Consider the following 24,926-nt stretch of genomic DNA (forward strand, 5'->3'; position numbering starts at 1 on the left):
TCTTAGCTTGCGCAATGGTTGGTTATACTGTTACTGTAAGATAGATAGTTTTTAATAGAAGGGGATTGAACGGAATGATCGAAGAACTGAACAATGAACTACCGGAGAATTATGAGGAATTAAAGAAAGCTGCCAACCGCTCTGCGGATTGGAGAGCGCGTCTAGAAGCAGTTGAAGAGCTGGGACAGACCAACCACAAACAAATTATCGATATCCTGACGCGTTTAATGGAGAGCGATCCTGTATATACAGTTCAAGAAGCTGCTTACCTTAAGCTGAAGGCTTTTGGTGAAGACGTTAAGGTGCCATCGAAGAACAAGCCTGAACTAGTTAAAGGCGTATCCAAGATCCTGCTGAGAATTAAAAAGAGCCTGCCAAGAGATCATTCTTACGAGGACTTCAAAGAGAAGCTGAAGAAGATGAGAGTTGACGTGTACGACGCTTATGAAGGTGAAAAAGGCGCTGACTTCGATACGTGGCTGATGAAGATGTGGACTTCCGCAAATAAGTAAAGGATGACAATATGCACACCAATAAATTGACAGAACAATTTCAAGAATACCTTAAGCTGTCCGCAGAATTACGCCCTGATTATATTGCCAGCTTGGGCAAGGGTGGTAACGAAGCAAAGATTACGGCTGTTTTGCCGGAGACTCCTGAACTGCTGAAAGCTATTTATAGCACTGTCTCAGGGACAAGCAGTGAGGAAGAGGAACCAAGCCTTATCGAATTTATTCCAGGGTACCGCCTGATTCATATGGATGAATATGAAGAGGAGATGAAGGTATTAGCTGGGATATTGGAGGAAAAAGGTCAACATCCTGATGGAGTTATCTTGCCTATCTTAACGAACTATGGCAGTGATTTCATTTGTTATTATAAGTCTGCTGAGGGTGTGGAACAGGTATGTGACCTGCTCCATGATTTCGGCGATTTAATTGTGATGTATGATTCGCCTGATAAATTCCTGGAGACCTTATGCGAGTTCTACAAGCAGGAGGTTTATTTCCTGGATGAAGAGGGCTACCTCGATTGCGATTTAGTATTAGAAGGCGAAGTTGGTGCGGCGCTGAACCCGGATGCGAAATATTGGTCCGAGTAACGGCCTGATGCCAAATAAACAAGAGCAGCAGTCCATTTATGGACTAGCTGCTCTTTATTTTTTAATAAGGTGAATTTTATGGCTATGTTTATTCCTGCGCAGCTTGGTTCTCTTGCTCACGAAGCTCTACTCGCCGTATTTTACCGGAGGTCGTCTTCGGAAGATCCTGAATAAACTCGATTTTGCGCGGATATTTATAAGGGGCTGTCCACTCTTTAACATGGGATTGCAGCTCTTTTACAAGCTCTGGTGAACCAACAATCTCATCCTTGAGCACGATAAATGCTTTAACAATGTGCCCACGGATCTCGTCTGGACTGGCTACGACCGCACATTCCTTGACGGAGGCATGCTTCATCAATGCTTCTTCTACCTCGAAAGGACCGATAGTGTAACCTGAGCTAATGATGATGTCATCCCCACGACCCTCGAACCAGAAATAACCATCTTCATCTTTTTTTGCCCGGTCGCCGGTTATGAAGAATTCGCCGTGTGTGGAGCTTTCTTTTCTACCGGGATCTTTGTAATAAGTGTGGAACAGGGCTGGCATACTCAAATGTACGGCAATATCACCAACCACTCCAGCAGGCAGTGGCTTGCCGTCTTCGTCCACAACCTCGACTAAGCCGGGAGCGATTGATTTACCCATAGAACCAATGCGTATTGGAGTATCTTTGAGTGTTCCGATAATTAGGGTGCTTTCCGTCTGGCCGTAACCATCACGGATTGTGATATCGAACTCACGCTGAAAGGTGTTAATGACCTCTTGATTTAATGGCTCTCCGGCAGATACTGCACAACGCAGGGTAGACAAGTCGTAACGACCTAAGTCTTCTGTTTTAGCCATTAGACGATATTCCGTTGGGGTGCAGCATAATACTTGAATTTTGTGATCCTGCAATAGCTGCAAATATTTTTTGGGATGAAAGGATCCACTATATACAAAACCTGTAGCTCCGTTGCCAAGAACGGTTAAGAAGGGACTCCAGATCCACTTTTGCCAGCCGGGAGCTGCTGTTGCCCAGACGGTGTCAGATCCTTGAATATCCAGCCATTGAGGTGAGGTGATCCGCAAGTGAGCATAACCCCAGCCGTGACTATGAACGACCGCTTTAGGGTTGCCAGTGGTACCTGAGGTGTAGGCGAGAATAGCCATATCATCCCGGCGGCTTGCGACTGCTGTGAAGGTCTCTGGTTGTCCAACCATAAGACTTTCTAGATCCAGCCAGCCTTCACCGAGTTCGTCTGAGCTGCCAGATACGGAAAGACGGTAATCGAGAGCAGGAAGATCCTCTGAGATTTTATTCACTTCCCCGGTTACTTCGGACCAAGCAATAACGGCTCTGGCTTCAGAATGGCGCAGGCGGTAGGATAAATCTTTGGCACGCAGCATTTCTGAGGATGGAATGATGGCAAGTCCTTGTTTCAGACAAGCTAAATAGATGACATAAGCGATGATGCGGCGTGGAACCATAACAAGAATACGATCCCCTTGTTGCAGCCCAAGCTTCGCAAGTCCTCCGGCCAGCCGGTTAGCTTGTTTGCGTAATTCACCGTAAGTAATTTCCTCATAATCTCCTTGCTCATTTAACCACTTAAGCGCAATCTTCTCAGGAGCATGGCTTTCCATTTCCGAAGTGAGATTGTAGAACTCAGGTGCGATCCATTGCTGATTATCCAATATGAACCTCTCCTATATCAAACAAGATGTGTATAACTGTTCTATTTAGTATATCACGTTATCCTAGTACCAGGTACTAGTACCTTGAGTTCTTAATGAATTTCGGGTTAAGATAATATGTGTAAGGTAAACTTATAATAGACCACAAATCCAGAAAGTGAGAACTTATGTTATGAATCACACAACTTTTGATGAAATATTCGCTATTATGGAAGCCTCATTTCCTACTTCTGAGATCAGAACCTTTGAGGGACAACAGGAGTTATTGGACGTTCCAGATTATCGTCTCATTACCGAGATGAATTCTGAGGGTAAAATTGTTGCTTTTATGGCCTGCTGGGAGTTTCCCGGCTTTCGTTTTGTAGAACATATAGCAGTCGACCCAAGCATCAGAGGTGGAGGAATTGGCAAAAAGCTGATGACTGAATACATCAGTCTATCTAACAAGCCTGTCCTTTTGGAAGTTGAGCGGCCACTGGGTGAAATGGAGCAGCGGAGAATCGGCTTTTATGAGCGGCTGGGCTTTCATTTGAACCCTTACGATTATGTGCAGCCTCCTTTGCGTGAAGGAAATGAAGATTTACCACTCTTAATTATGACTTACCCTAACCCTGTTGATGAAGAAGAATTCCAACTTTATAGAGAAATTTTATATTCAGAAGTGTATAAGGTTACAACTCCGTATCAAGGTTAAAGCCCTCAGCAATCCGTTAAATCCTTATGGGATAAGCGGGTTGCTGTTTTTCTTATACAAACCAGAGCTCCAGATGAATAGTTTCTTTACAAATTGGGTACAAGTTAAATACAACTTAGAGACATATTCCTTTAAAACTTGAGCTAAAGTAAAAACCGAGATTGATCTTCTAAGGAGGCATAACATATGAAAAGTAAAAAGTTCATTATAGCAACGATGGTATTTGGGATGGCAATTACAGGTTCGGCTGGTGTGTACGCAGGAACTAAGCTGCAAAAAATCACCGCATACCTCAATCACAGCATTGGATTTAAAGTGAATGGTGCAGCTTATACGCCTGTTGATAATAAAGGTAACACATTAGCTCCGATTACTTATAACAATACAACCTATCTTCCTGTACGTGCCTTGGCTGATGTGTTGAAGGTGCCAGTGACTTTTGATGCGGCAGCGAATCAGGTCATTCTGGGTACTGGAACTGTGGTGCCGGATAAAGATACATTAACACCAGTACAGTACAGCAACGCTCAAAAAGAACAAATTTCTAAAGCTTTTGCAAATTTCGATGGGTTTAAAACGGTTTATGCACCAGCACAAATGGTGAGTGGAGATGCTTTTCAAAAAGCAGCTAGCTCTGAAGATGGAGTGTACTTTTTGTTCGACCATATGAGGGTGAACGTTTCTCCACGTGACTACTCCTATGATTACAAAGGCGATACCGTAAAGCTTTCCAATGGTACAGAAGCTAAGTGGTACAGCCCTACCAGCGATTCATTGTTTTTGACCTATAAACTGGATGATCGTTTTGTGACGATTAGTTCTCCAGACAAGGCTTTGAGCAAGGCGCAATTAGAGAAGGTAGCCGTGAATGTGGTGAAATGGAGTAAATAACTCCTTTAAAAGCAAAGCTCAATTTACAAAAAGTAAAGCAGCAAGTCACTCCGATCCGGGAGGGCTTGCTGCTTTTTTTGTTTTCGTGTCTGCGTGTTCTATTTACTGTGCTGTTTATTAGGCAGCTTTTGGCTTGGTGTTCCTTTACCGTGATTCTGTTTGTTCTTTTCTGCTTTCTTCTGGGTGTCGTGTACTTTGTCTACAAAAGCCTGAGTATCGTCCATGTTTGTCCTCCTTGATCATAACCTTGCCGTTACTGTAACCACTTTTGCCTGATTAAATACACAAGCCGTTTTTACAAACTAGTGGATCAATCCGTACATTGTGAAAATATTTAGTAGTTACTATGAATGGATGCAAGCATTTCATAATAACAGTAAGGGAGACTGATTATGAACAGGTTATTAAAACAAGCAGTATCCATGACACTAGCCTTCGTTATGGTACTGGGACTTACATTTACAGGAATGCCAGCTTTTGCAGAAGACAGCAATGAGGATGCTGGATTACTGCAATTACAAACGCTAGAGCCAATAACACTACTGGCGGGCAATTCTACATGGAAATATCTAGATAACGGAACGGATCAAGGTTCGGTATGGCGGTCTGTTTACGATGATTCTACATGGGCATCAGGCCAAGCGCCGCTTGGTTATAAAGATTCTGGGGCCGGAGTCAGCAGCAAGCAATTTGGTGCTCTGAATACAAATATAAGCTACGGCACGGATAAAAAGAAGAAATATCGTACTTCCTATTTCCGGACAAATGTAACTGTGAATAAGGAAGAAATTACGAAATCGGATAAAGTATTAGGTAATTTTGCATTTGATGACGGAGTAGTGCTGTATCTGAATGGTGCAGAAATCTACCGCGAGGCTATGCCAGCTGGTGAAATCGACTATCAGACACTTAGTACAACTAATGGCAGTGATCCAAATGAGTATACAAAGGTTGACCTAACGGAAATCGTAAAAGCCAATCTGAAGGATGGAAGTAATGAGCTTTCAGCTGAAGTTCACCAGACGGGCGACACTAGCTCTGACCTTTATTGGGATATGAGCCTGATTGCTTATCCTGTAGTGGAGACAGTAGAACCTGGAGTTGGGAAGCCTGATTCTATCGCAATTACTTTTAATGGCAACCCGCAGACTAGTATGGGATTCAACTGGTATGCACCTGAAAGTGTGACTGGCACCAAACTGGAAGTAGTAGAAGCTTCTAAATTGGAGAATGGCCAGTTTCCTCCGGCAGGCGCTCAATCTTATGAAGGGACATCCGTTACAACTAGTGTGTATATGACAAAAGCGGATAAATCAGCTAAAAAACCAGTTGTGCTAACCAGCCATAAGGTAATAGCGGATCATCTGCAGCCGGGAACGGAATATGCTTACCGTGCTGGGGATGGACAAGCTGATAACTGGAGCGACGTAGGAACTTTTAAGACAGAAGGCTCCAGTAATCAGGCTTATAAATTCTTATATACAACGGATTCCCAAGGAACAACTGAAGAAGATTTTGATATCTGGAATCATACCCTTCAAGAAGGATTAGCTAAATTCCCGGAAAGTGAGTTTATCCTGAATTCTGGTGATTTGGTGGATAACGGTGATATTGAGGAGCAATGGGGATGGTTTTTCAATAAGCCTAAGGATATTTTAGCGAATATTCCGTTGGTTCCTTTGGTAGGCAACCATGAAAGTAAAAATTATAGCAATTATAGCTCTCATTTTAATTTGCCGAACGTATCGAATACAGGTGCGAAACCTGATGGTTCTGTATATTCTTTTGACTACGGTTCAGCACACTTTATGGTAATTAATACAGAATATTATGGTGCAAGCTCAAATCTTGAGAATAACGAAATTTACAATAAACAAGTGGAGTGGCTTCGTAGCGAAGCGGCAAAAAGCAATCAGAAATGGAAGGTTGTGCTTCTGCATAAATCTCCTTATTCCGTTGCCAATCACACCAATGATACAGATGTACTCTTTTACAGAGCGCAATTAACGAAGGTATTTGACGAGCTTGGCATTGACATGGTAATTGGCGGGCATGACCACACCTTTGCTAGAAGCTATCAGATGTACAATAACAAGCCATTGACGGATATTGTTCCGGATTCAAACGGAGTAGTAACTGATCCTAAAGGTACTTTATATCTGATTACAAATGCAGCGGGCAATAAGAAATACAACGTAGCTTCAGGAACATTCCCGTTTGCAGCTAAATACGGACAGCCTGGTAAGGAAATGTTCACGGGGATGACGGTAACGAATGATGAGCTTTCTTACGAAGCCTACACCACAACAACTGGTGGTTCTACAGACTTGTATGATAACTACAGCATTCATAAATCGGAAGTAGCAGTTAAACCTGTGCAAAATGCAAAGGCTACTGCAGCAGATGGTGGTAAAATAACGTTGACTTGGGATGCGCCAGCTTCCGGTGCACCAGTGTCTGGATATCGTATTTATGAGCAAAATGATCTGGTATCGGCAAATTGGACGGTCAGTGTTCCTAATGAAGAAGGTAAAGCTTCTTATATTTACACTGTAGAAAATACTAATCCAAACCAAACCTATCAATTTGTTATCAAAGCTGTAAGTGACAGAACAAATTCAGAAGCTGCTATCGCTTCAACGGATTCGATTAAAAAAGTTACAGTTACCTTTAATGGCGACCCAGTGAGTGCAAAAGGCTTCACTTGGTACACAGCGTTGAAGTCTACTGGAAACGATCTGCAGGTTGTAGAAAATACGGGCGTTACTCCAGACTTTGCTAAGGCTGCTGAGTTTACAGGACGTTCGGCGGTTTCCAGAAATTCAAAGGATGAATTAGTTCATAAAGCGGAAGCTTCTGGCCTGAAAGCTGATACAAAATACTACTTCCGTGTAGGGGATAAAGCACTAGGCCTGTGGAGTGCAGTGGGAACTTTTGAAACTGCCGCTAAGACAGGAGCATTTACTTTTATCGATTTGGCTGATACACAGGCTAAGACCGAAGATGAAGCGATTCTTTCCGGTGAAACGATGGCAAAAGCACTTACGACGTTCCCGAATGCTGAGTTTGTGGCGATTAACGGAGATATCGTGGATACCGGAACTAATGAATCCCAATGGAATTGGTTGCTTGGTCATTCGCAAGACACCCTGCTTAACACGACAATCGTGCCAGTGGCAGGGAATCATGAGGATAAGGCAAATGCCTTCTATGAGCACTACAATATTAAGGAAGCACCGGGCTCCGCCACAGAAACAGGAGCTTATTATTCCTATGATTACAGCAATGCTCACTTTGTAGTCCTGAATACAAATGAGAATTCCGATGAATTTGCTAACTTCAGCCAAGCACAGTTGGATTGGATGAAGGCTGACGTAAAAGCAGCGAAAGCTGCTGGTGCGAAATGGATTATCGTAGCTATGCATAAAGGTCCATACACAACCTCTAACCATGCTACTGACAAAGACATTATGGGTACAAATGGAGAAAGAGCGAAGGTTGCTCCAATGATGGCTGAACTGGGCATTGACTTGGTTCTTCAAGGCCACGACCATATTTATGCCCGGACCAAGCCAATTAAAGCTGATGGAACTGCGGCAGACACAGTGAAGATCAAGGAAAGCTTCAAGGGTCAAACTGTAGAGTACACAGTAAATCCAGATGGAACGATCTATCTGATCCCGGCTACAGCGGGAGCGAAGGTTTACTACAAGAACATGAAACCAGAATTGGGAGATGCGTATTATAATCTCTTCGAAGTAGCAAATGAGAATACAGCAGCTAAATACGGACCGGACCCAAGTGATGCTACGCGTCCCATACGCGGTCAAGTTCAGACCTTTGTAGGTATTACTGTAGATGCTGGCAAATTAACAGCTGTATCTTATGAGATCGATCAGAATATTAATGATGCTAAACCATACGTTCTGGAAGAGTTCGGTATTATTAAGGAAGCAGATCCTGAAGTAAACCCAACACCAGAACCGACAACAACGCCGACAACGGAACCGACAACAGCGCCAACAACGGAACCGACAACGGCGCCAACGGCAGCGCCAACGACAGCACCAACAACAGGATCATCAACAGGACCAGTGGCAACAACAAAACCGACAGCAACGCCAACGCCAACAGTAGCACCAACAGCTACACCAGCACCAACAACGGTGCCTACACCAACCGCAACACCAGTAGTCAAACCATCATTGACGGATACTGGCAGCCATTGGGCAGCAGCGGCTATTGAGAAAGCAGTAGCAGGGGGCTTCGTTAGTGGTTATCCGGATAATACTTTCCGTCCTAATCAGAAAGTAAATCGGGTTGAATTTATCACTATGCTGGCTCGTGCCCTGCAATTGCCAGACAGTGGTAGTACTTCAAGCTTTAAAGATTCAGCGAAGATTCCGGCATGGGCTAAGTCTTTTGTAGCTCAGGCAGTAGCTTTGCAAATTATCAGCGGCTACGATGATGGTACCTTCCGTCCTACGCAGGAGCTTACTCGCACTGAATTAGCAGTTATGGTTGTTAGGGCTCTGGGTATTACAGTAGATCCAAAAGCGACCTTAACCTTCAATGATGCTAAGGATGTACCCGCATGGGCAGTGCCATATATTGCGGCAGCAGCAGAAGCGGGCATTGTGAATGGCATAGGACAAAATCGTTTCGCACCTAACCAGGTAGCGTCCCGGGCCGAAGCAGTAACAATCATTCTGAACCTGCTGGAGAAGCAAGGAAAGTAACTAAATCGGATGGTTTGAAAAAAGATTGCCTCAAGGTCATCGTTGATGACGGAGAGGCAATCTTTTTTTCATAGCTGGGTAGTGTGAGGGAGGAAGCGATACGGTGGTGTGGAGGAAAAGAGAGGCAAAAGTGCCTCAGAAATGAGCGAATGCAGCAGATTGGCGTGAAAGAGAGGCAAAAGTGCCTCTGATCTGAGCGAATGCGGCGATGCGGCGTGAAAGAGAGGCAAAAATGCCTTTGAAATGAGCGAATGCGGCGATTGGCGGACATGAGAGGCAAAAGTGCCTCTGATTGGAGTGAATATGGCGGATGGGCTTGAAAGAGAGGCAAAAGTGCCTCAGAAATGAGCGAATGCAGCGGATTGGCGTGAAAGAGAGGCAAAAGTGCCTCAGAAATGAGCGAATACGGCGGATGGGCGTGAAAGAGAGGCAAAAATGCCTCTGATTGGAGTGAATACGGCGGATGGGCGTGAAAGAGAGGCAAAAGAGCCTCTGATTTGAGCGAATACGGCGGATTGGCGTGAAAGAGAGGCAAAAGAGCCTCAGAAATGAGCGAATCCGGCGATTGGCGGACATGAGAGGCAAAAGAGCCTCTGATTGGAGTGAATATGGCGGATGGGCGTGAAAGAGAGGCAAAAGCGCCCTTGAAATGAGCGAATGCGGAGGAGTGTGCGAAAGAGAGGCAAAAGTGCCTCTGATTGGAGTGAATGAGGCGGAGTGGCGGAGATGAGAGGCAAAAGTGCCTCAGAAATGAGCGAATGCGGTGGATTGGCGTGAAAGAGAGGCAAAAGAGACCACGCTCCTTCATCCTCTTTATATTTTCAACCAACATATGTTTAACGACCCACTAATTTCCAGGATATCGAGCCCTGATAGCACGATAATCTTTAATTTATCCAGCATATCTTTAATTTTGCGGCTATTTGTAAGGAAAGATCTGGGTTAGATTAGGGTGGACTAATCAAAGTAAGGCAGGAGGGGTGCCGACAAAATTGAATGCGCTTGCACGATCGGGGTTGAATACAGAATGTGCTTGCACGAATGTGGTTGGATACAGAATCTGTAGGCAGAAGAGAGTAGAAGTAGAAGAAGAAGAAGAAGAAGAAGAAGAAGAAGAAGAACAAGAAGTAGAAGTAGAAGTAGAAGTAGAAGAAGTAGAAGTAGAAGTAGAAGAGGGTAGGAGCAGCAGAGGGACGGGACAACAGAAGTAATCTACTTGCTGTTCGGCGACATAGTGAGACACATTACGCTTCATGGATGAGAGTAACCGAAACAACTACAGGACGAGGAGAGTGGAAAATGAACCTTCACACCGGTAAAAAGGCGCGTCGTAAGCTGACATCAGCTGTTCTGGCGGCAGCTTTGCTAGTTTCAGGACTTCCCCTAACGGCTTACGCCGGCGATACGTGGCCTTTTACAGGAGACAGTGCGCCGGGTGCCAATCAGCCTAATGTACATGGATATACGAGCAGCCATATTGCGAACTGGAGTCCGGCAACCGATCCGGATGCAGAGCTGTTGAGATCGCGGGTGCCGCTGCAGAAGCGGAATGCCCCATTTGCTGCAACCCAAGCTAACCCAGCGCTTAGCGCAGATACACAGATGATCAACGTTTCTGGCGATTACGGGAATGCTTTTATTGAGAACGCGCCGTATACGAACAAGTTTGCGCAGTATCATTTTAACTTTTGGCAATATATCGATTACTACTCCTACTGGCATGGTACAGCGACTGCGTATACCCCGCCGGAATATTATGATGAATTGGCCCAGAAGGACTGGCAGCAAAAATGGTTCGAATTCGGCATGCTGAACATCCCGAACCCTACCTACACCGATGCAGCGCATAAGAACGGCGTGTTGTCATTGGCAGGAATCTTTTTTTCCAATAATGACCGTGGACAGCAGACGTACAAACAAATGATAGTTAAAGATGAGAATGGTAATTTTCCGGTGGCGGATAAACTGATCGAGATGGCCGGGTATTTCGGGTTTGACGGTTATTTTGTAAATCAGGAAGAGATGAATCCGAATGTAGCGACCCAGGATATCCCCGATTACATCGCGTTTATGAAGGTGCTGCAAGAGGGCGGCCTGTATGTACAGTGGTACGACTCGTTGAACACCAATACCGGTGCTAATACGTTCGCCCGGACGATTAATGATACCAATATCTCCTTTTTAGTGGATAAAAGCACCAAGGAACCCGTCTCCAATTCGTTTTTCTTCGACTACGGGGCTGGCAATACACAGATTACCAACGCGGCTAATTACTTAAGCAATCTGAATGCCAGTCTGGGAACAAGCTACAACTTGTTTGAAGTTGGTTTTGCAGGGCTGGAAGCAGGCCGTGACCGGTTCAAGTCCGTTAACGGAACAGCGTTGATGAACAAGCTGGATAGCAATGGCTTGCCGCGGCTCAGCTTGGCTACACTCGGTGCGGACTTTGTTCATGCCGGTCTGGATGAGGACATGAACCTGTCTTACCCGGTCTCGCACAGATCCGAAAATGACTACCAATGGATGACAAAACTGCGTGAGCAGCTATGGTGGTCAGGCCCGAACGTGGACCCTAAGAATACGGTCAAATCGGCAACCAATACCGTTGCCGATGTTTATGCCGACAACCGTTACTGGCCGGGAATCTCGTCCGTCATTGCGGAGCGTTCGGTGATTAAGGACAAGAACTTTTACACCAATTTTAACACTGGACAGGGCTTGTCCTATTCCGTGAACGGTGAAGTATCGAACCCGGATGAGTGGTCTAATATGAGCCTGCAGGATATTCCAGTGACTTGGCAGTGGTGGCAGGATACTGCTGGCAATAAGCTTACTGTAGATTTTGATTATGGACCGGAGTACAACCTTGCGAGTACAAACCGTTACAACTATGAGCAGATCGGTGCGTATAACGGTGGCAGTTCACTGGTGGTGAACGGCAATCTGAATGCGAAGAACTTCTTGCGTCTGTACAAAACAGAGCTGGAGGTCAATGGCAACTCCAAGCTGTCGATCAGCTTCAACAAGCCATCTGCCACAGATGCTTCGGCGATGGCAGTAGGACTCATCCTGGCTGATGATTCGAATACCGTCGTAGAGGTCGCTGTTCCAAACAGTGGTCAGCACTCGGACGGTTGGTTGACAAAGGAGCTGGACCTCAGTGCATACGCGGGTCATAATATTGCAGCCCTTGGACTGGTCTTCGATCCCGGGCAAGGAACAGCGTCCACCTACCAGATGAACGTCGGACAGCTGCGCGTCTATGACGGGTCTGCCGTAAAGCCCGCAGCTCCTGCGGAATTAGCAGTTGGGGAAGCTTTTACAGATACAGATGAGATGGTTGTGAAGTGGAAGCTAGATCCCGATTACACTAAGATCAAGCAATATAATGTGTACGTGAATGATGTATTTATGGGCGGCAAATACGATGAGGTGTTCTACCTGAAGCATCTCCCGGTGAAATCCGGAACCCTTAAAGTGGTTGCAGTGGGTGCGGATGGAGTGGAGGGTGAAGCGGCAACGCTGGCTTTTGATCTGGATGCGGCGGTTTCCGGAGTGAAGGTGGATTCAAGTCCGGACGGGGAGTTGACTGTGAATTGGACGAACTCCGCCCAAGCTTCCGGTGACATTACCGTTCGAGTGCAGTCTTTGAATTGGATTACGACATCCGAACCGGTGTCACAGCAAGTGGTTGTCCCGGCAGGTGCAAGCACTGCGCTGTTCAAGGGGATGCCGGTAAACGGCGATGATTACATTGTCACCGTTACCGCAGGCAACACCGATCCAGTCTCGGTCAGCGGCCAGTTCATCGACACGGTCGCGGAACCTTACGCGGAAGAATGGTCCTGGACGGACGGTAAGCTGAATCTGCCGATGCCGAATACCAGAGACTGGCGGTATATGTATGTGTATGAGGATGGGAATGCAAAATCTTTTGCCACAACGTATAGCTCTGGCAATAAGCCGATGATTATCCGTGGACGGACAACTAAGGCGAGCTTAAGCTTCACCTCGTCGGCAAAAGTTGTGCATGTGGTGATGGAGGATTATGCAGGCAACCGCTCCAAACCTGTCTATCTGAAAGGAAGCTATCCCGTTCTCTTTGATGCTAATGGGGGTGAACCAGCAAATACTGTGGCCGAGGCTGTGTATGGCACTTTGCTGATGGAGCCTACAGGCATTGCCAGAGAGGGTTATGACCTGGAAGGCTGGTACATTGGAGAAGGAGAAGATGCGCGAAGATGGAATTTTGCCGAAGATCTAATAACCGGTGAGCTGAACTTGCAAGCGAAGTGGGCCTTGCAAGCTCCAAAGGTGCAGATCGTAGGGGAAGGCTCCTTCCGTGAAAATACGTCCGCGACACTAACGGCAGTTGCCATTGGCGCTGGGCAGCTGACTTATGCCTGGTATGCAGACACAGGCAGCGGTTATGGAGATGCGTTGGGAGTGTCCACCTCCTATACTATCCCTGCTTTGACTACCGGGATGGATGGCAATAAGTACAAGGTCATCGTCACCAATGAATCTGGTGACAGCAGTGAAGCAGAGTACACAATTAACTTAACTCCGGCTGAAGCACCTTGGGAAGCGCCTGATTTCATAACCGATCTTCCGTCTGCACTTGATGTCATTACTGGTGAAGAAGTGAAGCTGTTCGTACAGATCCGCGGGGATGTGGAATCGGTTCGCTGGGAGACGAAGGCAGCAACCGCAGAGGAATGGACTGTGGCGGAGAGCGTGACTTCGGCGGTATACGCATTTACTGCTTCTGAAACAGACAGCGGTACGCAGTTCCGTGTGGTTCTGACTGGAAAAGAGGGAACGGAGCCTTCAACAAGAACCGGTAATGAACTTACGGTGACAGTACATCCGGCACCCGATGCGCCAATTATCACCTCTAATAGTGTAGATAAGAATCCGGCAGTTGTAGGTGATAAGGTGTCTTTTGCCGTAGTAGCTTCTGCAGTTTATGGCGAGTTAAGCTACCAATGGTTGAAAGACGGGCAGGCCATTGAAGGTGCTGTGGAGCGTAATTATACGATTCCTTCTGCAAAAGAAACAGACAGCGGCGAGTACACGGCCGTAGTCACCAACACCAAAATACTGAATGGTCACCCTTATACGGCTGTTCAAAAGAGCGGAATTATTAATTTCAAGGTCCACAATACTCCTGTATCTACACCGCAGCCGACATCGGCTCCAGGGACAGGTACGGGAACTGGTGGAACGACTCCGGCAGCGACAGCAACGCCGCTTCCAAGTCCTACTAGCACAACTTTGACAGTTCCAGCAAGTGCACTCATTACATCTACTGAGAACGGCAAAGTGACGGTAAAGGTGCCGGCAGGCGTTACAGCTATCGAGCTGCCTGTAAATGCAGGTGAGTTGCTAGGGATCCGTCAACTTGAATTGTCCGCTTCGGGAACCACACTTGGTATTGCGCCGGAATTGCTGGTGCAATTGAAGGCTCTGCTTAATGAAGCCCAAGCTTCAGGCAGCAAGATTCAGGTGAAGCTCAGCCCGGAGACTTTGAACATGAGCACACTGAAAGCAGAGCGTGGGGTGGTCTTGCGGGGTACGGGTATGACGTTTGATCTGAGCATCATCGCGGGGAATGGCGCATCTAGCCGTCTACCAAGCTTCAGCAAACCAGTAACCTTACAATGGAGTGCAACAAATATGAATTATAATACTAATTTGCTTGGTTTATATGCTATTGCTGAAGGGGGTTCGCTTACCTATCTCGGCGGAGTGTACGCGAATGGCTTCCTGCAAGGGGAGTTTAGCGGAACAGGCAGGCTGGCTGTGCTGGAGTACAATAAATCCTTCGCTGATGTTCCGTCTACTCACTGGGCTGCGGACACTATCCGCCAGCTGGCGGCTAAACATCTGGTACAAGGCACTTCCGAAAATGGATTTGAACCCGCCCGCAGGATTACAAGAGCGGAATTTGTGAAGCTGCTGGCTGGCGTGCTGGGACTGCAAGATCAGGCGGAATTGAAATTTAGTGATGTGCCTTCTGGTGTCTGGTATGAGCAGGACCTGGCGCGTCTGGTCCGGGCAGGTATTGTAGGTGGACGCACTGCTGAGCAGTTCGATCCGAGTGCGAACATCAGCCGCCAGGAGATTGTCACTATGCTAATGCGTGCCTATGTACTGGAGCATGGAGCGCTTCAGTCATCAGCCCCGGCAACATTCACCGATTCCGGTGAGGTAGCAGCCTGGGCGGCAGACAGCGTGAATGCTGCTTCATCACTGGGTCTGGTGAATGGCCGCACGGACGGGAAGTTTGTTCCCGGTGGCTTGGCGACCCGTGCCGAGGCTGCGCAGTTCATCTTGAATTACATCCGGTAGATTATATAGCCTCACCACGGTCTGCCCAAGGAGCCCTTTGCTCCATGGGCAGACTGTCTTTGCTTAGCGGAGGATTGCAAGCTTTTACCAGCCACAGGCAGGAAGCACCTCATGCTATACTTTATTCATAATGACAAGCAGCGAAGCTTAGTCTTCCCCCTGCTGTAGGAGGTTGCTGATGTTTCCGGGGAAATTGTACAGAAAGTATCTGAAGAATAATCTGTTTATGAAAATCATCCTGCTCTTCTCAGTCATTGCCGTGGTCACCATTATCACCTTCTCCTACCTGATGTTCTTGCTCATGTCTCAGGCTGTAGTGCAGCGGCAGATGGAGATTCAGAAACGTACCGTGGAGAGCATCAACAGCTATATTGAGCAGAAATATGACTCTGTACAGTCTATGATGCGGGACGTGTACCGGGACACGGAGCTGACTGCTAATACGTCGTATTTGCTGGAGCATCCGTATGAAGATTACGTGAGGTACCGGCTGGACCGCTATTTCAACGAAAGTAATGCTACGACGGATACCGTGCAGTTTTTTCGCAATCAAGTTGAAGATGATCCTGATATCCGCAGTTTAATGCTCTACAGTGCAGCTGAGCAGCAGCTGTATGTCTATAACGACCAAGGCAAATTTCAGATTATTTCCACTAATGCAGCCCATTCTTTCGTACCGGATGCGCTGTATCTGGAGGAGGAAGGCAGTGTCACCGCTCCAAACACTTGGGTCAGTCAGGCGATCTCATCTCCGGAGGGGCCGATGTTTACGGTCCGTACCCCGGTCAATAACAAGATATCACTGCGCAACATTGGTCAGCTTCTAGTCTATTTTGATGCCAGTGAGGTCTGGGGGAGTATGGGCAATTATAAGGATGACTTCAAGGGAAAGATTCTGGTGCTGGCAGCGGATGGGGATGTGTTATTTGATACCTCGGGCACCTATTATGGAAAGCGCTATCCTTATCCCGAGCAGATGAATTCTGCCTATACAGATGGTGAAGAAGTCGGCGGGATGATCATTACTAAGCAGACTCACACCCAAGGCGGATTTACTGTGTTGAGTGCTGTACCTAAGCAGGAATTAGCCGCCACTTATAGGGGATTGCGGAACATGATCTTCATTATCTGCTTGATCTGCCTGTTGTTTGCGATTATTACACCCACTTTATTTATCAATAATTTTGCCAGACGGACTCATAAAATTATCAAGTTCACCCGCAAAGTGAAAAACGGTGACCTGGATGCCCGGATTACCGATGTCAGAGAAGACGAGCTGGGGCAGATCTCCAAGAGCTTCAACGATATGCTGGATGAGCTGAATCTTCATATAGACCGTGTGTTCAAGGCTGAAATCAAGCAAAAACATACCGAAATCGCCGCGCTTGAAGCCAGGGTAAACCCACATTTTCTCTACAATACCTTGGAGGTGATCCGAATGAGGGCAATCTCTCAAGGAGCTTCAGATGTCGGGGAGATGATCTACAGCTTGTCGGTGTTGTTCAAAAGCTATGTTCACCAGAAACCCAAGCATACGATGAAGGATGAACTAGAGGCCTGCCGTTTATATCTGGAGCTGTTCCGCATCCGTTATAAGGATAAATTCTCTTATACAATGGAATGCGGGAAAGAGCTTACCGGAAGAGTTGTACTCAAAATGTCGCTGCAGCCTATCATTGAAAACTACATTCTACATGGGATGCGCGTGGACAAGAATGATAATCACATCAGTGTGGCTGTGGCCAAGGATGGCCAATATTTGCGTGCGGTAGTTACAGACAATGGGCGGGGGATTGCGCCGGACAGATTGGTCCAGCTCAAAGAAGGTCTTTTGCAGCCAGATGAACAATCGGAATCATTCGGCCTGCGCAGTATTCATGAACGTTTGAAGCTGCTTTATGGCAGTGAGTATGGCATTGAATTACAAAGCGAAGCGGGTACCGGCACAACCGTGACTGTGTATTTTCCCGATCTGGGAGAGGATGATCCAAACCATGTATAAAATTTTCATTGTGGACGACGAGCCTTTTATTATCGAAGGATTATATGACATTGTGGATTGGGCAGCACTGGGGATGGAGATTGTCGGCCACGCCGAGAACGGACAGGAAGCGCTGGAGTCGTTGCGGTTTGTTCCAGCGGATATTCTGATTACGGATATTTCCATGCCGCTGATGAACGGGCTGGATCTGATCCGGGCCGTACGGGAGATTCAGCCGGAGATCAAAGCTGTTATCCTCAGCGGCTATGATGAGTTCGGTTATCTTAAGGAAGGAATGGCGCTCGGCATTGAAAATTATCTGCTCAAGCCTATTAATTTGCAAGAGTTCCGGGCAACATTAGTGACTGCCGCCGAGAAGCTGGGTGTCTCCCGTCAAGAGAGTCAATTCAATGCGCATAGTATTTCCATTCTGCGCGATAATGTGATGTACCGCTGGCTGCGGTGCCAGATTGGGCCTAAGGAATTCAGTGAACGGACTGATTTTCTGGGACTTAGACTAGATAAGCCGCTGGTGCAGGTAGCCCTGCTTCGCCCTGAACAGGATGCTGCCGAGCTATTTCAGGCGGTGGAAGAGGTTGTAGGCGGTAACCCGTCTTTGATTGCATTCCGGGATATGGATGGAGATACCGTGCTGCTGCATCTGCTTAGTGAGTATCAGCAGGGTAAAGAAGCGGTGGAAAGGCTTCATGCGCAGCTGCTGTTATCCCTAACTGGCGGTCCGCCAATGCGTCTGTCCGTAGGAACAGTGGAGGAGATGGAGGAGGCGGCGGCTCAGAGTTATGCCCATGCAAAGATGACTCAGGAATATTTCATGCTGTTTCCAGAGCGGAATTTGCTGCATTATGAGGAAGTTCAGGACAGGCATGAGGTTGCCGTCCAAGGCATGCCGCTGAATTGGGAAGATGATCTCAAGCTGATTATGGCGAAGGATAAGGAAGCGCTGCTGGTGCGGATCCAGGATCATTTTGAGCAGCTGCGGCGGATGGAGGGGATTACACCTGTGCTGCTGCAAGGCATTGCCATGGAATGGTTGATCCGCTTCAAGATGCAGCTGCAGGAGATCCGTCATGTGGAAGAACCGGAGCTTTTCGCAGACGGTTTTGGCCTCATTCGCTCTACAGTTTCCATAAATGAATTGACTCAGATTATTCAGGAAGCCGCTACCATTACGGTAGACGCCTTAGTTCGGGACGTAAAGAGTCCAGTCGTGCAGCAGGTGCTGAATTATATCCATGAGTCCTACAATGAAGATGTGTCGCTGAAGACCCTCGGTGCCCAATACCATATTCACCCGGTGTATTTGGGACAGCTGTTCCATAAAGAGGTGAATGAGTCATTCACCGAATATATCAATAAATACCGGATTGAGAAGGCGAAGGAGCTGCTGCGGAATACCTCACTTAAAGTTCATGAAATCGCTCTCAAAGTAGGCTATTGGGAGACCGGCTATTTTTACAAACAATTTAAGAAGCATGTCGGGATATCTCCTACGGAGTACAAAGGGCTTGTCTAGTGGACCCCCGCTGCAAGCTTTTTCTTTATTTTCTACATGATTTATTTAGTTTAGCTTCTGTTTGAAAATGCTTTCATAAATTACAGTAAAGATAGTCCTTGAAGGAGAAAGCTGCTGGTTTAATTCCGGATTAGGCCAGCGATCTTGAGGTAAACAAAGGGGAGGTTATACAGGAATGGGCAACAACAAAAGAAAAAGGTTTTCCCTGTTACTGACATCACTTATGGCATTCTCGCTTGCGCTCAGCGCATGTGGCGGCGATTCAAACAACGCGGCAACTAACAGTTCAGGAGCGGGCGGCGACGGTGCATCATCCGAGAAACCGGTCGAACTGATCTGGTACACGATCGGCGGACCGCAGAAGGATCTGGACCGTGTCGTGGAAGAAGTCAATAAGTACACTAAAGAGAAGATAAATGTCACCCTGAAGATGAATATGATTGATTTTGGCGATTATACACAAAAAATGCAGGTTAAAGTAGCCGCTGGGGAACCCATGGACATTCTCTTTACATGCTCCTGGGCGTTCGATTATGTGCAAAATGCCCGCAAAGGCGCTTTTATGGAATTGGACAGCCTGCTTAATGAATATGGAAAAGGCATCGTGGACACGATTGATCCGGCGTTCCTGGAAGGCTCCAAGGTAGATGGACATAATTATGCCGTACCTGCCAACAAAGAGCTTCCGGCGCAAGAAGTTTGGCGCTTCAATAAAGAGCTGCTCGACAAATATAACCTCGACATTTCCGGGGTGAACACAATGGAAAGCATTGAACCACTGCTGAAGACGATCAAAGAGAATGAACCGGGCATCACGCCTTACGCTATGGTGAAGGATTTCATGCCAGTGCTGCCGTTCGACTACATCATTGAAAAGATGCCAATGGCTGTTTATATGGACACGAAGGATTACAAGATCGTGAACATTCTGGAAACACCAGAACTCAAAAGCACTCTTGAAACCGTTCGCAAATATTACAAGGCAGGTTATATCTCGCCGGAAGTAGCAACTACAACTTCGGTGGATGATCTCTACAAATCTTCCAACTGGTTCATGGATCGTGCAGCTACCCAGCCGATGGCGGACAATCTGTGGTCGGCAAGCTACGGCTATCCTGTAGTTTCCACGCCAGCTGGCAAACCTTACATCTACAACTGGTCCGTTATGGGTTCGATGCAAGCTATCTCGGCTAACTCCGCATATCCGGAGAAAGCGATGGAGTTCCTGAACCTGCTCAACACCGATCCGGTGCTGCGCAATATGATTGACTCCGGAATCGAAGGCGTGCACTACGAGAAGACTGGTGAGAATTCCATGAAGAACCTGGATGAATCCAAGAACTATGACATGCCAACCTTCTCGCTGGGCAATATCATGATCAACTATTTGAACGAGGGTGACCCTGAGAACAAATGGGAAGAGTTCAAAAAGTTTAATGAATCCGGTGTGAATGCACCGCTGCTTGGTTTTAACTTCGACACTTCCAAGGTGACCACTGAAATCGCTGCGGTTCAGAACGTAAAAGAAGAATACTGGTCACCACTGATGACTGGAACCGTTGATCCTGACGAGTATCTACCGAAAGCTATTGAGAAATTCAAGGCAGCTGGTTTGGACAAAATTATCGCTGAAGCGCAATCGCAAATTGATGCCTGGAAAGCGTCCAACAACAAGTAAAACATCAACGTAAGAGAAGATCGGGGCAGGGGCGTGGCCTCTGGACCCGGTCTTTTTTTGAAATATAAGGACATACAGGAGGGATCTAAGTGTGAAGACAATCAGCGGATTTATAAAAAATATTATGAATAACAAGATTATGCTGCTCATGGTTCTACCAGGTGCGCTTTGGTTTCTCTTTTTCTCTTACCTGCCGATGATAGGGACGATTATTGCATTCAAAGAATACCGCTTTAGCCGCGACGGCTTCTGGGCGAGTATTATCAACAGCAAATGGGTGGGGTTAGACAACTTCAAGTTTTTGTTCACCACCAATGACGCGTACATTATTACCCGCAACACCTTGCTCTACAATGGAGCATTTATCCTGCTTGGCTTGATCTTGTCGGTTCTGATGGCGATTGTGCTGTCCGAGATTGTGAACAAGAAGCTGGCCAAAGTGTATCAGACCGGCATGTTCCTGCCCTACTTCCTGTCATGGGTCGTTGTCGGCTATTTTGCATTTAGTTTCCTGAGCTCCGAACGTGGGATGCTGAACCAGATCATGGGCTTTTTTGGCGCAGAGTCAATTCAGTGGTATTCGGAAAAAGCCTACTGGCCGTTCATCCTGATCCTAGTCTATCTGTGGAAAGCAGTTGGTTACAACAGCGTAGTTTATCTCGCAGCTATTATGGGGATCGACAAGTCGCTGTATGAAGCGGCGATGATCGACGGAGCTAGTAAGTTCCAACAGATTCGCAATATTACACTGCCGTTGCTGAGTCCAATTATCACGATCATGACCCTGCTGGCCATCGGTAAAATCTTCTACGCCGACTTCGGTCTCTTTTACCAGGTGCCTCGTAATTCCGGTACGCTCTACAGTGTCACGAATGTTATTGATACCTATGTCTATCAAGGCCTCAAAACAACGGGTGAGATTGGTATGAGCACTGCCGCAGGTCTGTATCAATCGGTTGTCGGCTTTACGCTAGTGATGACCTCTAACTATATTGTCCGCAAATACAACAAGGATAGCGCTTTGTTCTAGAACCTCATGAAAGGAGTGGACCATATGTCTTCCATTACTAAGACTAAAAAAGAACGTGATTTCCACCATCTCTCGACGCCCTGGAATATCACTTTTAATCTGATAGCCGGCATCTTTGCGTTTCTGTGCGTGTTTCCGTTTCTGTTCGTCGTGATCATCTCCTTCACCGATGAGGTGGCGCTGGCGCGGGATGGCTATAAGCTGATTCCGGCAAAATGGAGTCTCGGCGCATACCGTTATGTGTTTGAATCCGGAGATATGCTGCTGCGTTCTTATGGTGTGACGATTTTTGTAACGGTGATCGGGACGATCATCAGCCTTTTGTTTATCGCTTTTTATGCGTATGCGATTTCCCGGAAAAGCTTCCGTTACCGCAATTTTTTCTCGTTCTTCGCGTTTTTTACCATGCTGTTCAACGGTGGACTTGTGCCGACTTATATTATCGTTACGCAGTTTCTAAGCCTGAAGGATACGATCTGGGCGCTGATTTTGCCGCTGGCGGTGAATGCTTTTTACATTATGATTCTGCGCACCTTCTACAGCACGAGTGTGCCTGATGCCATTATCGAATCCGGCAAAATCGACGGGGCGGGCGAGTTCCGTATCTTCCTGAAATTGGTGTTGCCTTTATCACTGCCCGGTCTGGCTACGATTGCTTTGTTCAGCACCCTCGGCTATTGGAATGACTGGTTCAATGCGCTGCTGTACATCGACAACCCGAATTTAGTCCCGCTGCAATCGATGCTGATGCGGATCGAGACCAGTATGCAGTTTATTTTGCAGAACTCCCAGAACAGTTCGCTAAGTCTGGAAGCTCTTCGCTCCATGCCGCAGGATACATCGCGGATGGCGATGGTCGTGCTGGCGACAGGGCCGATTATTTTTGCCTATCCGTTCTTCCAGCGTTATTTCATTCAAGGTCTTACCGTAGGGGCTGTTAAGGAATGAGTTATACAAACCCGAATTTACCTGCTGAAGAACGGGCGGAGCATCTGCTCGGACTGATGACTTTGGAAGAGAAGGCCGGTCAGCTGATTCAGCCTTTTGGCTGGCAGGCCTATGAACATAGAGACGGTAAGATGACCTTGACAGAAAGCTTCAAGGAGAAGGTTGCCGGGGGCGGCGTTGGTTCGCTTTACGGGATGTTGCGCGCTGACCCGTGGACCGGTGTGACGCTGGCTACTGGCCTGTCTCCGCGTGAAGGTGCGGAAGCGGTGAATACGCTCCAGCGGTATGTGCTGGAGCATTCGCGGCTGGGCATTCCGGTATTGATCGGCGAGGAATGCTCGCATGGCCACATGGCGATCGGGGCCACCGTATTCCCGGTGCCCCTGTCGCTCGGCAGCTCCTGGAATGTAGAGCTGTATCGTGAGGTCTGCCGCGCCGTAGCGCTGGAGACACGCAGTCAGGGCGGCGCGGTTACGTATTCGCCGGTGCTGGATGTGGTGCGCGATCCCCGCTGGGGCCGCACCGAGGAGTGCTTCGGCGAGGACGCTTACCTGATCAGCGAGATGGCGGTTGCGGCTGTTGAAGGTCTGCAGGGGGAATCCTTGCAGAGCGGCAGCAGCGTGGGGGCTACGCTGAAGCATTTTGTGGGATACGGCAGCTCAGAAGGCGGCCGGAATGCCGGACCTGTGCACATGGGCTGGCGTGAACTGCTGGAAGTGGATCTGCTGCCCTTCAAAAAAGCGGTCGAAGCGGGTGCAGTCTCCATTATGCCTGCTTATAACGAAATAGACGGCGTGCCTTGCACGACAAATACAGAGCTACTAGAGGATATACTCCGCGAAGCTTGGGGATTTGAGGGTCTAATCATTACCGACTGCGGAGCTATCGAGATGCTGGCCTCTGGCCATGATGTGGCTGAAGAGGGCATGGATGCAGCTGTGCAGTCACTGGAAGCCGGCATCGACATGGAGATGTCCGGGGAGATGTACGGCAAATACCTGGTGGATGCCGTTCGTGAAGGCAAGCTGGACCCGGCACTGCTGGATCGGGCGGTCCGCCGTGTGCTGACGCTCAAGTTCAGGCTGGGCCTGTTCGAGCAGCCATTCGCTGATCCCGATGCGGCTGAACGCGTCATCGGCAGCAAAGCGCATCAAGAGCTGGCCCGGCAAGTGGCGGGCGAGAGCATCATCCTGCTGAAAAATGAAGCAGGTGTGCTGCCATTGTCCAAGACCGCCGGCACGATCGCCGTCATTGGCCCTAACGCCGATGCCGGGTATAACCAGCTCGGCGATTATACCTCACCGCAGCCTCCGGCTAAGGTAGCGACCGTGCTCAGCGGCATCCGCAGCAAGCTGGCTGCAGAGCCGGAGCGGGTGCTCTATGCACCGGGCTGCCGGATCAAAGGCGATTCGCGCGAAGGTTTTGAAGCCGCGCTCGCTTGTGCAGAGCAGGCCGATACCGTTGTTATGGTCGTCGGCGGCTCCAGTGCACGCGATTTCGGGGAAGGCAGTATTGATCTTAAGACAGGCGCGTCCAAGGTGACGGAGAATGCCTGGAATGATATGGACTGCGGCGAAGGCATTGACCGGGTGTCATTGACCCTGTCGGGAGTGCAGCTGGAACTGATCCAGCAGGTTCATCAGCTCGGCAAACCTGTGATCGTTGTTTATATTAACGGCCGTCCGGTGAGTGAGCCTTGGATTGACGAGCATGTACATGCCATTCTGGAAGCCTGGTATCCAGGCCAAGAAGGCGGGCACGCTGTTGCGGATATCCTGTTCGGCGATGTGAACCCGTCCGGGAAGCTGACTGTATCCGTGCCGAAGCATGTGGGCCAGCTCCCGGTCTATTACAACGGTAAACGTTCCCGTGGCAAAAGATATCTGGAGGCCGATTCCCAGCCTCAATATCCGTTCGGCTTCGGGCTTAGCTACACTGAATTTACGTACTCCGGGTTGAAGGTGGAGCCGGAAGTAATTGCGGCTGGGGAGGCGGCTACAGTTTCCGTGGACGTTCAGAATACAGGAGACCGTGAGGGCGCAGAGGTGGTGCAACTGTACATTTCCGATGTCGCCAGTAAGGTCACCCGTCCCGCCAGGGAATTGAAGGCTTTTGACAAAATCAAGTTGGCTCCGGGTGAGAAGCAAACCGTGTTGTTCACGGTAGGGCCGGAGCAATTGCAATATATCGGACCGGATTTAAGACCTGTTGTAGAGCCAGGAGCGTTTAAAGTGCTGGTGGGTAAGCATGTAAATGATACACTGAGCACCGATTTGACGGTGAGGGGGTAAAGA

General features: G+C 47.9%; 15 protein-coding genes. 13 read left to right on the forward strand and 2 right to left on the reverse strand.

Annotated features, from left to right (window positions below):
* The first annotated feature begins 74 nt into the window (after positions 1-74).
* Together MHH89_RS26115 and MHH89_RS26120 are read left to right on the forward strand one after the other, a co-directional pair.
* Complete coding sequence (locus tag MHH89_RS26115; protein ID WP_036684913.1) at positions 75-512, forward strand: HEAT repeat domain-containing protein; 438 nt, start codon at positions 75-77, stop codon at positions 510-512.
* A gap of 11 nt (positions 513-523) precedes the next feature.
* On the forward strand, positions 524-1,102 hold the full coding sequence (locus tag MHH89_RS26120) for an SMI1/KNR4 family protein (RefSeq protein ID WP_076190140.1): 579 nt from the start codon (positions 524-526) through the stop codon (positions 1,100-1,102).
* A gap of 88 nt (positions 1,103-1,190) precedes the next feature.
* On the opposite strand, the gene mbcS is transcribed toward MHH89_RS26120, so the two are convergent.
* Entirely contained in the window at positions 1,191-2,786 is a 1,596-nt protein-coding gene (gene mbcS, locus MHH89_RS26125; protein WP_076282593.1) for an acyl-CoA synthetase MbcS, read from the reverse strand.
* Positions 2,787-2,955: 169 nt separating this feature from the next.
* Between mbcS and MHH89_RS26130 the strand changes: the two genes are divergently transcribed.
* Both MHH89_RS26130 and MHH89_RS26135 read left to right on the forward strand, forming a co-directional pair.
* The gene (locus tag MHH89_RS26130; RefSeq protein ID WP_036684918.1) at positions 2,956-3,477 is read left to right on the forward strand and encodes a GNAT family N-acetyltransferase; all 522 of its coding nucleotides are present in this window, start codon (positions 2,956-2,958) and stop codon (positions 3,475-3,477) included.
* A gap of 186 nt (positions 3,478-3,663) precedes the next feature.
* A complete protein-coding gene (locus tag MHH89_RS26135) occupies positions 3,664-4,368 on the forward strand; it encodes a hypothetical protein (protein ID WP_076130101.1) in 705 nt (234 codons plus the stop codon).
* A 98-nt stretch (positions 4,369-4,466) separates the two neighbouring features.
* Here the strand turns inward: MHH89_RS26135 and MHH89_RS26140 are convergent, their stop codons facing one another.
* Entirely contained in the window at positions 4,467-4,592 is a 126-nt protein-coding gene (locus MHH89_RS26140) for a DUF4023 domain-containing protein (protein WP_051491363.1), read from the reverse strand.
* Between the two features lie 168 nt (positions 4,593-4,760).
* Between MHH89_RS26140 and MHH89_RS26145 the strand changes: the two genes are divergently transcribed.
* The 9 genes from MHH89_RS26145 (at position 4,761) to MHH89_RS26185 (ending at position 24,923) form a co-directional block, all read left to right on the forward strand.
* Positions 4,761-9,107: an S-layer homology domain-containing protein gene (locus tag MHH89_RS26145; RefSeq protein ID WP_341088528.1), complete on the forward strand. Its 4,347-nt coding sequence runs from the start codon at positions 4,761-4,763 to the stop codon at positions 9,105-9,107.
* Positions 9,108-10,099: 992 nt separating this feature from the next.
* Positions 10,100-10,318 (forward strand): hypothetical protein, encoded by a 219-nt coding sequence (locus MHH89_RS26150; RefSeq protein WP_341088529.1) that lies wholly within the window; start codon positions 10,100-10,102, stop codon positions 10,316-10,318.
* Positions 10,319-10,406: 88 nt separating this feature from the next.
* Positions 10,407-15,461, forward strand: coding sequence for an endo-beta-N-acetylglucosaminidase (locus tag MHH89_RS26155; protein ID WP_341088530.1), 5,055 nt, complete (start codon positions 10,407-10,409; stop codon positions 15,459-15,461).
* Positions 15,462-15,639: 178 nt separating this feature from the next.
* On the forward strand, positions 15,640-17,463 hold the full coding sequence (locus MHH89_RS26160; protein WP_076208103.1) for a cache domain-containing sensor histidine kinase: 1,824 nt from the start codon (positions 15,640-15,642) through the stop codon (positions 17,461-17,463).
* Positions 17,456-18,976, forward strand: coding sequence for a response regulator transcription factor (locus MHH89_RS26165; protein ID WP_076282595.1), 1,521 nt, complete (start codon positions 17,456-17,458; stop codon positions 18,974-18,976). Before MHH89_RS26160 ends, MHH89_RS26165 begins: the two co-directional genes overlap by 8 nt.
* Positions 18,977-19,151: 175 nt before the next feature.
* A complete protein-coding gene (locus MHH89_RS26170) occupies positions 19,152-20,654 on the forward strand; it encodes an ABC transporter substrate-binding protein (protein WP_076130103.1) in 1,503 nt (500 codons plus the stop codon).
* Between the two features lie 124 nt (positions 20,655-20,778).
* Entirely contained in the window at positions 20,779-21,684 is a 906-nt protein-coding gene (locus MHH89_RS26175) for an ABC transporter permease (RefSeq protein ID WP_282579979.1), read from the forward strand.
* Positions 21,685-21,708: 24 nt separating this feature from the next.
* On the forward strand, positions 21,709-22,632 hold the full coding sequence (locus MHH89_RS26180) for a carbohydrate ABC transporter permease (RefSeq protein ID WP_036684927.1): 924 nt from the start codon (positions 21,709-21,711) through the stop codon (positions 22,630-22,632).
* The gene (locus tag MHH89_RS26185; RefSeq protein ID WP_076282596.1) at positions 22,629-24,923 is read left to right on the forward strand and encodes a glycoside hydrolase family 3 N-terminal domain-containing protein; all 2,295 of its coding nucleotides are present in this window, start codon (positions 22,629-22,631) and stop codon (positions 24,921-24,923) included. The genes MHH89_RS26180 and MHH89_RS26185 overlap by 4 nt, the downstream gene beginning before the upstream one ends.
* Positions 24,924-24,926: the final 3 nt, after the last annotated feature.

Source organism: Paenibacillus sp. FSL H7-0323 (assembly GCF_038002725.1).
In the GTDB taxonomy this organism is placed as follows: domain Bacteria; phylum Bacillota; class Bacilli; order Paenibacillales; family Paenibacillaceae; genus Paenibacillus_AQ; species Paenibacillus_AQ odorifer.